The organism is Sphingobium sp. DN12, assembly GCF_051058005.1.
Taxonomy (GTDB): Bacteria; Pseudomonadota; Alphaproteobacteria; order Sphingomonadales; family Sphingomonadaceae; genus Sphingobium; species Sphingobium yanoikuyae.
Genome location: NZ_CP173717.1, coordinates 188,475 through 199,899, shown reverse-complemented (window position 1 = coordinate 199,899; position 11,425 = coordinate 188,475). Strand labels below are relative to the sequence as shown.

At 64.7% G+C, this 11,425-nt stretch carries 12 protein-coding genes; 11 read left to right on the top strand and 1 reads right to left on the bottom strand.

Annotation, left to right across the window (positions count from 1 at the left end):
• The first annotated feature begins 20 nt into the window (after window positions 1-20).
• The 7 genes from ACI6S0_RS00965 (at window position 21) to ACI6S0_RS00935 (ending at window position 6,731) form a co-directional block, all read left to right on the top strand.
• Window positions 21-1,553, top strand: a complete 1,533-nt coding sequence (locus ACI6S0_RS00965; protein ID WP_004210759.1) for a CpaF family protein — start codon at window positions 21-23, stop codon at window positions 1,551-1,553.
• A 78-nt stretch (window positions 1,554-1,631) separates the two neighbouring features.
• Window positions 1,632-2,357: a hypothetical protein gene (locus ACI6S0_RS00960; RefSeq protein ID WP_434404641.1), complete on the top strand. Its 726-nt coding sequence runs from the start codon at window positions 1,632-1,634 to the stop codon at window positions 2,355-2,357.
• A 46-nt stretch (window positions 2,358-2,403) separates the two neighbouring features.
• Entirely contained in the window at window positions 2,404-3,627 is a 1,224-nt protein-coding gene (locus ACI6S0_RS00955; protein WP_434404640.1) for a glycosyltransferase family 4 protein, read from the top strand.
• Between the two features lie 5 nt (window positions 3,628-3,632).
• Window positions 3,633-4,160 (top strand): sigma-70 family RNA polymerase sigma factor, encoded by a 528-nt coding sequence (locus ACI6S0_RS00950; RefSeq protein ID WP_038292604.1) that lies wholly within the window; start codon window positions 3,633-3,635, stop codon window positions 4,158-4,160.
• Window positions 4,153-4,878, top strand: a complete 726-nt coding sequence (locus ACI6S0_RS00945; protein WP_434404639.1) for an anti-sigma factor family protein — start codon at window positions 4,153-4,155, stop codon at window positions 4,876-4,878. Before ACI6S0_RS00950 ends, ACI6S0_RS00945 begins: the two co-directional genes overlap by 8 nt.
• A gap of 87 nt (window positions 4,879-4,965) precedes the next feature.
• Entirely contained in the window at window positions 4,966-5,772 is an 807-nt protein-coding gene (locus ACI6S0_RS00940; RefSeq protein ID WP_069336645.1) for a class I SAM-dependent methyltransferase, read from the top strand.
• 53 nt (window positions 5,773-5,825) lie between these two features.
• Window positions 5,826-6,731, top strand: a complete 906-nt coding sequence (locus ACI6S0_RS00935; protein ID WP_434404638.1) for a DMT family transporter — start codon at window positions 5,826-5,828, stop codon at window positions 6,729-6,731.
• Here ACI6S0_RS00935 and ACI6S0_RS00930 read toward each other — a convergent pair.
• Window positions 6,728-7,159 (bottom strand): OsmC family protein, encoded by a 432-nt coding sequence (locus tag ACI6S0_RS00930; RefSeq protein ID WP_017500508.1) that lies wholly within the window; start codon window positions 7,157-7,159, stop codon window positions 6,728-6,730. The two genes, ACI6S0_RS00935 and ACI6S0_RS00930, sit on opposite strands and share 4 nt — an antisense overlap.
• 86 nt (window positions 7,160-7,245) lie before the next feature.
• On the opposite strand from ACI6S0_RS00930, the gene ACI6S0_RS00925 reads away from it, so the two are divergent.
• The 4 genes from ACI6S0_RS00925 to ACI6S0_RS00910 all read left to right on the top strand — a co-directional run bounded on the left by ACI6S0_RS00925 (window position 7,246) and on the right by ACI6S0_RS00910 (window position 11,380).
• A complete protein-coding gene (locus tag ACI6S0_RS00925; RefSeq protein ID WP_037511472.1) occupies window positions 7,246-7,611 on the top strand; it encodes a PRC-barrel domain-containing protein in 366 nt (121 codons plus the stop codon).
• A gap of 174 nt (window positions 7,612-7,785) precedes the next feature.
• Window positions 7,786-8,454 carry an RBBP9/YdeN family alpha/beta hydrolase gene (locus tag ACI6S0_RS00920; RefSeq protein WP_010338566.1) on the top strand — a complete coding sequence of 223 codons (669 nt, stop codon included), beginning with the start codon at window positions 7,786-7,788 and terminating at the stop codon, window positions 8,452-8,454.
• 110 nt (window positions 8,455-8,564) lie between these two features.
• Window positions 8,565-8,753 carry a YezD family protein gene (locus ACI6S0_RS00915; RefSeq protein ID WP_010338565.1) on the top strand — a complete coding sequence of 63 codons (189 nt, stop codon included), beginning with the start codon at window positions 8,565-8,567 and terminating at the stop codon, window positions 8,751-8,753.
• A gap of 167 nt (window positions 8,754-8,920) precedes the next feature.
• On the top strand, window positions 8,921-11,380 hold the full coding sequence (locus ACI6S0_RS00910; RefSeq protein ID WP_434404637.1) for a TonB-dependent receptor: 2,460 nt from the start codon (window positions 8,921-8,923) through the stop codon (window positions 11,378-11,380).
• Window positions 11,381-11,425: the final 45 nt, after the last annotated feature.

Here is an 11,425-nt window from a genome sequence, read left to right as displayed (position 1 = left end):
CAAAATTCCGGCGGAGAGTTATGAGCGCATTTGGACGGAAAAATGGACCTGCCGGCATCAAGCCGGGTTTCGGCGTCGCCCGACCGATGCACAGCGGCGGCGCAGCGCGCGAGGAGGCCCCGCGCGGCGGCGAGCAGTTCCCGCCGCTCGACCTGGCGGCCCTGCCGGGCGAAATTCCGCTCGATCCGCTGTCGGCGCCGACCAGCCAGATGCAGCGCAATGCGGACGCCATGTCGCGCCTGTCCGAACGCGCCAATGCCGAACATGTCGCCGATGCCGGCCCGCAGGGGTTCGAGGCATCGGTTCACAAGATCAAGGAACAGGTGCTTCCCCGCCTGCTCGAACGCGTCGATCCCGAAGCGGCCGCGACCCTCACCAAGGATGAACTGGCGGAGGAATTCCGGCCGATCATCATGGAAGTGCTGGCCGAGTTGAAGCTGACGCTCAACCGGCGCGAGCAGTTCGCGCTGGAAAAGGTGCTGGTCGACGAGCTTCTGGGCCTTGGCCCGCTCGAGGAATTGCTGGCCGACCCGGACATCAGCGATATCATGGTCAACGGTCCCGAGCAGACCTATGTCGAAAAGAAGGGCAAGCTCCAGATCGCGCCGATCAAGTTCCGCGATGAAGAGCATCTGTTCCAGATCGCCCAGCGCATCGTGAACAAGGTCGGCCGCCGCGTCGACCAGACCACGCCGCTGGCCGACGCCCGCCTGCCCGACGGTTCGCGTGTCAACGTGATCGTGCCGCCGCTCAGCCTCAAGGGCACGGCCATCTCGATCCGTAAATTCTCAGCCAAGCCGATCACCATCGACATGCTCGCCCAATGGGGCGCGATGAACCAGAAGATGGCGACCGCACTCAAGATCGCCGGCGCCTGCCGTTTCAACATCGTCATTTCGGGCGGTACCGGTTCGGGCAAGACGACGATGCTCAATGCGCTGTCGAAGATGATCGATCCGGGCGAGCGCGTGCTGACCATCGAGGACGCGGCCGAACTGCGCCTGCAGCAGCCGCACTGGTTGCCGCTCGAAACCCGTCCGCCCAACCTGGAAGGCCAGGGCGCGATCACCATCGGCGATCTCGTCAAGAACGCCCTGCGTATGCGCCCGGACCGCATCATCCTGGGCGAAATTCGTGGTGCGGAATGTTTCGACCTGCTCGCCGCGATGAACACTGGCCATGACGGCTCCATGTGTACGCTCCACAGCAACAGCCCGCGCGAATGCCTGGGCCGTATGGAAAACATGATCCTGATGGGCGACATCAAGATCCCGAAGGAAGCCATTTCCAAGCAGATTGCCGACTCGGTCGACCTGATCGTCCAGGTGAAGCGCCTGCGCGACGGTTCGCGTCGCGTCACCAACGTGACCGAGGTGATCGGCATGGAAGGCGACGTCATCGTCACCCAGGAACTGTTCAAGTTCGAATATCATGACGAGGATGACAGCGGTAAGATCATCGGCGAATATCGCTCGATGGGCCTGCGCCCCTATACGCTCGACAAGGCCCGCATGTTCGGCTTCGACCAGCCCTTCCTCGAAGCCTGTCTCTGACCCTCAGGGAATAAAGGCTTCCGCTCCCGCGTAGACGGGATGTGAATCGTCACATCCTCATCGCGGGAGCAGCCTTTCTTGTCCGTTCGATCCCTTTCGCGCCATGGCCTCGCCGCCATGGCGAGCGCCTTTCTGGGCGATGTTGCGCTGGCGTCAGACGCCTATCCCGACGTGCCCGAACCGATGATCTTCGACATGATGCGGCCGCTGGGCGCCAAGCGCGGCGAACTGGAGGTCAATACGCTGGCGACCGTTCCGCTATCGGGCGATGACGACGCCGTCCATTGGGCGCCGGAAATCGAATATGCCTTTGCCGACGGCTTCGCGATCGAGGGCGAACTGCCCTTCGTCAACGGCCGGCTCGCCGAACTGAAGCTCGGCCTGCAGGCGAGTTTCGGCACCACCGGCCGCGGGCGCACCGGCCATGGCGTCCAATATCTCGGCATCTATGACCGCCGCGCCAAACATTATCGCAGCAGTTTCGCCTATATGGCGGCCCATCGCTACAATAGCCGCTGGAGCAGCGTGACGATGGCAGGGCTTGCCGACGTCAAGCTGTCGGGCGGCCATGGCCGCAATGGCGTGATCCTCAACCACTCTGCCTTCTACGACAGTCGCGAAGGGCAGGTATTGGGGCTGGAAATCAACTATCAGGGCGGCAGCGAGGGCGGCCTGCTGCTGATGCCGCAATTGCACCAGCAACTGGGCGGCAATTTCGCCATGCAGGCGGGCCTTGGCGCGGAACGGCCACGCGGTGATGTCTTCCGTCCCACCGCCGGCCTGCGCATCATTCGTCAATTTTAATTGGCCATCGATGGAATAGGCGCGATCCGACAAGCGTATGCGGGGCATGACGCTGCATTCCCCGCTCTCTTCCCTTCGCGCCCATATTCATGCCGCCCTGCCGGTCGCCACGGCGCCGACATCATCCCGGCCGCTGAAGATCGCGCTGTTTTCGGGCAATTATGATTGCGTGCGCGATGGCGCGAACCGAGCGCTCAACCGCCTGGTCCGGCATATGCTGGACCAACATAAGGCAGAGGTGCGCATCTATTCGCCGACCGCGCCGACGCCGGCCTTCGCCTCGGCCGGCGATGTCCGATCGGTGCGCTCGCTCTGCATTCCCGGTCGCCCGGAATATCGGCTCGCGATCGGCCTGCCCCGTGCCGCCCGCGCCGATCTGGAGGCGTTCCAGCCTGACATCGTGCATCTGTCCGCGCCCGACCTGCTCGGCCGGCAGGCGCTGAACTGGGCGCGGCGCAACGCCGTGCCGACCGTCGCCAGCCTGCACACCCGGTTCGAGACCTATCTTGCTTATTACCGCCTCGGCTTCCTGCGGCGGCAGGTCGTGGCCTATCTCGATCGCTTCTATGGCGATTGCGACCGCATCCTCGCCCCGACCCCGCCGATCGCTGCGGACCTCGCCGCAATCCATGGCGCCGAGCGCATTGCCCTCTGGAGTCGGGGCGTCGATCGATCCGTATTTCATCCGGCGATGCGAGATGAAGGCCTGCGCGCCCAGCTTGGCTATGCGCCCGACGATGTCGTGCCGCTCTTCTTCGGCCGGCTGGTCCGGGAAAAGGGGCTCGATATCTTTGCCGACGCCATCATGGCGGCACGCGCCAGCGGCCTGTCGCTGCGCCCGCTGATCCTGGGCGATGGCCCGGCGCGCGATGCCCTCGCCCGCCATTTGCCCAATGCCAGCTTTGCCGGCCATGTCGAAGGGGCACGTCTCGGCGCGCTGGTCGCCAGCGCCGACATATTGGTCAATCCCAGCGTCACGGAGGCGTTCGGCAACGTCAATCTGGAGGCGATGGCCAGCGGTCTTGCCGTCCTGTCGGCCAACGTCCCCAGCGCATCCGCCCTGATCGATAATGGCGTCAACGGACTGCTGGTGCCGCCGGGCGACATTGGCGCCTATGCTGGCGGCCTGGCTTCCCTCGTCCGCGACACCGGCCTAAGGCGGCGGCTTGGCCATGCGGCGGAGACGACGGCGGGCGACTATCGCTGGGACCATGTCCTGGATTCGGTGGCGCGCGTCTATCGCGAACTGGCGGGCGCCCCAATGGAATGATGTGGATGACGGGCAAGCGGACGGACATGGAAATGGAGGCGGACCTGCGCGCCATGCGCCGCTATGCCCGCGCCCTGTCGCGCGACCATGTCGTCGCCGACGATGTGGTGCAGGACGCCGTGATGCGCGCGATCGAACGGCGCGATCAGTTCCAGCCCGATCGCAGCCGCCGCCGCTGGCTGCTGGCCATCGTTCACAATGTCTTCATCTCGGCCAAGCGGCGCGAGGCGGCGGAAACGCGCCGCAATCTGGCCTTTGCCCAGATCCAGGTCGATCATGCCGATCCCGACCAGGAGGTGCGCGCCGACCTGATGCAGGTCGCCCGCGCCTTTGCCGACCTGCCCGACCATCAGCGCGCCGTCATGCACCTGACCGTCGTCGAGGGGCTGAGCTATCAGGAAAGCGCCGACCTTCTGGGCATAGCGGTCGGCACGGTGATGTCGCGCCTTGCCCGTGCGCGGGCGACATTGCGACAGGACAGGGACAGGCAGCCGCGCGATCGGCTGCGCATCGTGGGAGGACAGGATGAGTGAGGATCCTTCGGAGATCGAACTGATGGCCTATGTCGACGGCCAGCTCGATCCCGGCCGGCGCTTTGCGGTGGAGACCCGCCTGTCGCGCCGGCCCGACCTCGCCGCGCAGGTGATGGGCGACCTCAGCGCCCGTACCGGGCTGCGCCTGTTGGCGCAGGACCGCGCGCCCCTGCCCGAAGCCATGGCGGCACAGGCGAGCGCGATCAGCCCGCCCGCCACACGCCATCGTCGCTTTGCGATCGGCGCCAGCGGCGGCCTTGCCCTGCTGGCGGCAAGCTTCGTTGCCCTTCTCATGGTGCGCGACGGGCCGCCCGCCTATGTCGTCGATGCCGCCACCTCGCACCGCGTCGCCATGATCCGCGCCCGGATGCAGGGGCAGATCGAATCGCCCAGCTTTGACCCGCGCGAGATATTGGCCAGCACCCATATCGACATTCCCGGCCTGCCCGCCGACTGGCGCGTGACCGATGTCCAGCTCTTCCCCGGTGAACGCACCCCCGCACTGCTGATCGCGCTACGCACGCCCGAAGGGCGCGACCTGTCCATCTATGCCATGCACCAGCGCACCGACGCGCCCGAGCGGCCGGATTCGGTGCGCGAGGGCGCCCAGTCAGTGGCCTATTGGCGGCGCGGCGACATGTCCTATGCGCTGACTGGCGAGGATGAACCGGCCGCGATCGACGCCACGGCGGAATCGATCGCGGGCAGCTGGTCCTGACCGGCCCGTCCCTAACCACCGGATTTCCTTGCCAGTGGGATGCGGGCACGGCACACCCTGCGCTCCAGATCCGTTGAGAGGTTGCCCATGTCCGCTTTTCCCCGCCGATCGATCGCGCTTGCCGCTGCCCTTACCCTCCTGCCGCTGGGCGCGGCCGTCGCCCAGCATGCCGGCCATGGCGCCGATCCGGTGGCAGCCGCCATCGGCGCGTCCAGCCGTACCCCGGCCAATGTCGCCCGCGACAAATATCGCCATCCCCAGGAAACGCTCGCCTTCTTTGGCGTGACGCCGACCCAGACGGTGGTGGAATGGGCGCCGAGCGGCGGCTGGTACACGGAAATCCTGGCGCCGCTGCTGCGCGACAAGGGCAGCTTCTACGCGCTCCAGCCCACCGGCCGCTATCTTGACGGCTACAAGAAGTTCCTGGCCGAAAAACCGCAGGCCTATGACAAGGTGAAGCTGGTCGCCTATCCCGAGGAAGCCGCCAGCATCCCGGCAAACAGCGTCGACACCGTGCTGACCTTCCGCAATGTCCACAACATGGTCATGGGCGGCAGCGAGGACGCGACCTTCAAGGCCTTCTTCGCCATGCTCAAGCCCGGCGGCACGCTGGGCATCGTCGACCATCGCCTGCCCGAGGATCGCGACACGGCGCTGGAAAAGAGCAGCGGCTATCTCAAGGTCTCGACCATTCGCCGTATCGCGGAAGGCGCGGGCTTCGAATATGTCGGCGCATCGGAAGTGAACGCCAATCCCAAGGACACGGCCGATTGGGAAAAGGGGGTCTGGACCCTGCCGCCCACGCTGCGTAACGGCGAAGTTGACAGGGCGAAGTATGTTGCAATCGGCGAAAGCGACCGCATGACGCTGAAATTCCGCAAGCCGCTCAAGTAAGAAACCACGTCCAGCCCGGTTGCGCCATCGCGTAACCGGGTTAAGGAAGCGGCGTGTCCAGCGCCGCCGCCCCGTCCCGCCCGCATCGCCCGCTCTTCGCCATCGGCCTGCGCCTGATCGCGGTCATCTGCCTGGCGGTGATGTTCGTGACCGGCCGGGTCGCCGACGCCCATGGCGTCCATCTGGTCGAAACCCTCTTCTACCGTCAGGCGCTTGCCCTACCCGTAGTCTTCGCCTGGCTGGCGATGAGCAGCGGCATCGGCGCCATCCGCACCCGGCGGATCAGTGTCCATGCGACCCGCATGGTCATCGGCCTCACCGGCATGGCGCTCAATTTCCTGTCCTACATCCTGTTGCCGCCGGCCGAGGCGACGACGATCGGCTTCACCATGCCGATCTTTGGCACGATCCTGTCGGCGCTGATCCTGCGCGAACCGACTGGTATCCATCGCTGGGCGGCGGTCCTGATCGGCTTTCTGGGCGTCCTCATCATGGTCCGCCCCGAAGGCGGCCATTTCCCGCCGATGGGCGTTGCCGTCGCCATCACCGCCGCGCTGGTGACGGCCAGCGTCAGCCTGGTGCTGCGCGAGCTTGGACGTACCGAGAGCGCGGGAGTCGTCGTCTTCTGGTTCACCGCCCTGTCGGTGCCGCCGCTCGGCATCGGCATGCTCTTCTATGGTCAGGCGCATGACGCGCAGACCTGGGGCCTGTTGCTGATGATCGGCCTGTTCGGCGGCATCGCGCAGCTTTGCCTCACCGCCGCGCTGCGCTGGGCGCCGGTGTCGGTGGTGCTGCCGATGGATTATAGCTCGATCCTGTGGACCACCCTGCTGGGCTGGGCGATCTGGGGCGACTGGCCGATGTGGACCACCTGGATCGGCGCGGCGCTGATCATCGCCAGCGGCCTATATATCGCCTGGCGTGAACATCGCCACGCCAGGCGTATCGCGGCGGCCTAGGCCAGCAGTTCCGCGTCCAGGCTGATATCGGCCTTCAGCAGTTTCGATACCGGGCACCCTGCCTTCGCCTTGGCGGCCAGTTCCTGGAAAGTCGCATCGTCGGCGCCGGGGATCTTCGCCTTCAGCGTCAGCTTGCTCGCGGTGATGGCAAAGCCGCCCTCCTGCTGCTCCAACGTGACGACCGCGCTCGTTTCCATCTTCTCCGCCGTCAGCCCGGCTTCGCCCAGGATCAGCGACAATGCCATGGTGAAGCAGGAGGCATGAGCCGCCGCGATCAGTTCTTCCGGATTGCTGCCCGGCATGCCCTCGAACCGGGTGGCGAAGCCATAGGGATAGGCGTCGAGCGCGCCGCTCTGGGTCGAGATCGTACCCTTGCCGTCCTTCAGGCCGCCGCTCCAGGCCGCCGAACCGCTGCGATTGATCTTCATGCCGATGCTCCTTGCTGTGAAGCGGAGGAACCCCAGCGGTTCCCCATGGTTGCATCAGAATAGAATGTTTTTGCAGGAGAGTGACAATGGCCGAGATGATGAGCGCGCATCGCCATGACCTGATCGCATCCGACCGGGTCGAGGGCACCGCCGTCTACAATCGCCAGGGCGACAGGCTTGGCAAGATATCCCATTTCATGGTCGACAAGCGCAGCGGCCATGTGCGCTATGCGCTGCTGTCCTTCGGCGGTTTCCTGGGCATGGGCAATGAACATTACCCCCTGCCCTGGTCGATGCTGGCCTATGATACGGACAAGGGCGGCTATGTGATCGAACTGGCCAAGGAGGTGCTGGAACAGGCGCCCCATTATCTGGACGAGGACCGGCCGGCCTTCGACGATGCCTATGGCCGCAACGTCTACCAATATTATGGGCTGATCTACCCCTGGTAGCTTTTCCCCGCCCGTTCAGGAGCTTGATGCGGGCGCGCGGCCATGGGGTCGACGCGCCCGTTTATCTGCCATTCAGGTTGCCCAGATTCTGACACATTTCGGCGCTCGCCCATTGTCTACCAGATGAATAGTATTATTTTGGGAGGCTCAGAATATAGGACGAGGATAAGGATAATGGAGCGATTCGGACATTCGGGTGACGCGCGCCAGCCGGTCGTGCTGACAATCCCCGGCCTCAACAACAGCGGCCCGGATCATTGGCAGACATTGTGGGACAGCGGACGCGGCGATTGCCAGCGCGTCGATCTGGGCAGTTGGGCCAGCCCCAATCGCAATGCCTGGGTCACGCGGCTCGACGCCGCCATTCGCCAGGCTGACGGCCCGGTCATCCTGGCGGCGCACAGCCTGGGCTGCCTCGCCGTCGCCTGGTGGGGCGCCCTGCAAAGCCAGGCCTATGGCTGGCCGGTGACCGGCGCCCTGCTGGTCGCGCCGCCCGATTGCGACCGGATGGAAACGCCCGAGACGATCGGTGGATTCGGCCCGACGCCGCGTACGCCCCTGCCCTTCCCGTCGATCCTCGTCGCCAGTCGCAACGACCCCTATATCTTCTTCGAACGCGCCCACAGCATCGGCAAGAATTGGGGCAGCCAATTCGTCGATGCCGGCCATAGCGGCCATATCAACGCGGATTCGGGACTGGGCGCCTGGGGCTTTGGCCAGGCGCTGCTGGAACGGCTGATCGACAATGCGCAGGAACAGGCGTCCGCCGTGCGCCAGATGCGCCCGGCCATGCCGATGGCGCGGCTTGATCGCCCGTCCGACGGGCTGCGCATGACCAGTTGATATCGGCCCCAGACATCGCCGGGGCGCGACAAGAGAATCTTGCGCGCCCCTTATATTTGCTTTTTTGTCTACTAATGCAGTTGAGTTAAAACGCGGCCAGAGGGATGAACATGACCGAACATAGAACCATCGAACTTCGCCACAGCCGCGCCGAAAGCCAGCGCCCCGACATCATCGCCAGCATCGACAAGGTGCGCGACGTGCTGGAAGGGCTGCGCTTCGGCTCCATCACATTGACCGTCCACGACGCCCGCGTCGTGCAGATCGACGTCACCGAAAAGACGCGTCTGACCGCCTGACCGATCAGGGGAGGGCAAGCGCATAGATCAGGGCATGTCGGGGATGGCATGCCGATGCGGCACTGGGGACGCCGCATCACCAGAAACGACCCCAGCACGGCTTTGACCGGACCACCGGAAACGCCGCGATCAAAACTCACCGGACCTCCGGAACCAAGGGGAAGAACATGATTGCGCGTTTTCTGTTGCTCGCCAGCGTGGCGAGCGCGTCATTTGTCACGCCTGCCGCCTTTGCGGCCGAAGCGGCCCAACCCACTGCCGCCGATGACCAGCAGGCCAGCAGCCCGCGCGGCGACGTGATCGTCGTCACCGCCCGCCGGCGCCAGGAAACCGCGCAGGAAGTGCCACTGGCCATTTCCGTGGTGAAGGGCGACAGCATCGAGGCGACCGGCAATTTCAACATCGTGAAGCTGCAGCAGCTCGCGCCGACGCTGCAGGTCTACACCACCAATCCACGCAACACCTCGGTCAACATCCGTGGCCTTGGCGTGCCGTTCGGCCTCACCAGCGACGGCTTCGAACAGGGCGTCGGCATCTATGTCGACGATGTCTATAACAGCCGCGTCGCCGCCGCGACCTTCGACTTTCTCGACGTCAACCAGGTGGAAGTACTGCGCGGCCCCCAGGGCACGCTCTATGGCAAGAACACCACGGCGGGCGCGATCAACATCACGACCAACCAGCCGACCTTCGACTTCGAGGGCCGGGCCGAACTGACGGTCGGCAATCTGAACTACAAGCAGGCGAAGGCCGCCATTTCCGGCCCGCTGACCGACACGATCGCCGCCCGCATCGCCGTCGCCGCGACCAGTCGTCGCGGCACGCTCTACAATGTGACCAGCCAACGCTGGATCAACGAGCAGGACAATCTGGGCATTCGCGGCCAGTTGCTGTTCCAGCCGACCGAGGATTTCAGCCTCACCTTGTCGGGCGACTATAGCAAGCAGGATCCCGAATGCTGCGGCACCACCTTCGTGCGCGTCGGCAAGACCCAGCGTCCGCTCAATCGCCAATATGATGCGCTGGCCGCTGCCCAGGGCTATGTCGTGCCCAGCCGCAACCCCTATGACCGGCTGACGGACCTCGATTCCAACCTCAATGCCGGCAACAAGATTGGCGGCGTGTCGGCCAAGATCAAATGGGATGTCGGCCCCGGCACGCTGACCTCGGTCACCGCCTGGCGATTCTGGGACTGGAAGCCGGAAAATGACCGCGACTTCACCGGTCTGTCGATCGTCTCCAGGTCGCAGAACCCGTCGCAGCAGGACCAGTACAGCCAGGAATTCCGCTATAATTACGAAAGCAAGCACATCGACTTCGTCGTCGGCCTGTTCGGCTTCAAGCAGCGGATCGACACCCAGGGCACCGAACAGCAGGGCGAAGATGCCGCCCAGTGGAGCCTTGCCCCCTCGACCGACCCGAACAACCCCGCCAATATTCCGGCCACTCTGGCGGGCCTGACCGCCAGCAACACGCAATGGCTCAAGGCCGACAGCGCCGCCCTGTTCGGCCAGCTCAGCTGGAAGGTCACGGACGCGCTGACCATCCAGCCCGGCGTGCGCCTGAACTATGACAAGAAGTCCGGCTTCTACCAGCGCGTCGTCACCAATGCGCAGGGCCAGGCCATCAGCTGCACCACGGTTGCGGAGCCCGGCACCATCAAGGGGACGACGCAGCAGTGCGGCGTCTATCAGCCGCAGGTCAGCTCCCCGTCCGACAGCGCCTGGAACTTCACCTACGACTTCAACGTCAACTACAAGATCGCGCCGGACGTGCTGGCCTATGCGACCTATGCGAAGAGCTTCAAGACGCTGGGCATCAACCAGAATGGCCTGCCGCTTAACGCCGACAACACCGTCAATTATGACGCCAGCACGGTGAAGCCGGAATCGGTCAATCATTATGAGATCGGCCTCAAGACCCAGTTCCTAGATCGCCGGGCGACCTTCAACCTCACCGCCTTCCGCACCGACATCAAGAATTTTCAGGCAACCGTGAATGGCGGCCAGTTCGGTACGGTGCGCGGCTATCTCGCCAATGCCGGCAAGGTCCGCTCGCAGGGGATCGAGGCGGATTTCAAGATCGTCGCCAGCGACCGCTTCACCGCCTATGCCAATGGCGCCTTCACTGACGCCAAGTACAAGAAGTTCGTCGACGCGCCCTGTCCGCCCGAATTGTCCGGCGGCACCTACCAGCCGTCGGGCGCCACCCCGGATTATTCGCAGCCCGGCGTCCCCGGCGCACTCAGCCCGCGCCAGTGCGACATTTCGGGTCAGAACCTGCCCGGCGTGTCGAAATGGGCCTTCTCCTACGGCGCGGAATATAACATCCCGGTCACGCTGCTGGCGAAGGACGGGCAGCTCTATCTGGGCGTCGACGGCAATTACCGTTCGCACTGGAACAGCAATGCCTCACCATCCATCTACACCGAAGTGAAGGGCTATGCCCTGACCAACGTCCGCGCCGGCTTCCGCGGCGAAGGCTTCGATGTGTTCGGCTGGGTGCGCAACGCCTTCGACGTCAACTATATCGAAAATCTTCAGGTCGCACCGGGCAATACCGGCCTGATCGCCGGCCAGGTCGGCGATCCGCAGACCTGGGGCGGCACGATCAAATTCTCCTTCTGATCCGATCGGACACGGACAGGACGGCCGGCCGGCGCGCGCATCATG

Excerpts from the sequence above, each read along its gene's own strand:
- ACI6S0_RS00950 (WP_038292604.1), top strand. The coding sequence starts at position 3,633 with ATGACGGGCAAGCGGACGGACATGGAAATGGAGGCGGACCTGCGCGCC.
- ACI6S0_RS00945 (WP_434404639.1), top strand. The coding sequence starts at position 4,153 with ATGAGTGAGGATCCTTCGGAGATCGAACTGATGGCCTATGTCGACGGC.
- ACI6S0_RS00955 (WP_434404640.1), top strand. The coding sequence starts at position 2,404 with ATGACGCTGCATTCCCCGCTCTCTTCCCTTCGCGCCCATATTCATGCC.
- ACI6S0_RS00965 (WP_004210759.1), top strand. The coding sequence starts at position 21 with ATGAGCGCATTTGGACGGAAAAATGGACCTGCCGGCATCAAGCCGGGT.
- ACI6S0_RS00910 (WP_434404637.1), top strand. The coding sequence starts at position 8,921 with ATGATTGCGCGTTTTCTGTTGCTCGCCAGCGTGGCGAGCGCGTCATTT.
- ACI6S0_RS00920 (WP_010338566.1), top strand. The coding sequence starts at position 7,786 with ATGGAGCGATTCGGACATTCGGGTGACGCGCGCCAGCCGGTCGTGCTG.
- ACI6S0_RS00915 (WP_010338565.1), top strand. The coding sequence starts at position 8,565 with ATGACCGAACATAGAACCATCGAACTTCGCCACAGCCGCGCCGAAAGC.
- ACI6S0_RS00930 (WP_017500508.1), bottom strand. The coding sequence starts at position 7,159 with ATGAAGATCAATCGCAGCGGTTCGGCGGCCTGGAGCGGCGGCCTGAAG.
- ACI6S0_RS00925 (WP_037511472.1), top strand. The coding sequence starts at position 7,246 with ATGGCCGAGATGATGAGCGCGCATCGCCATGACCTGATCGCATCCGAC.
- ACI6S0_RS00940 (WP_069336645.1), top strand. The coding sequence starts at position 4,966 with ATGTCCGCTTTTCCCCGCCGATCGATCGCGCTTGCCGCTGCCCTTACC.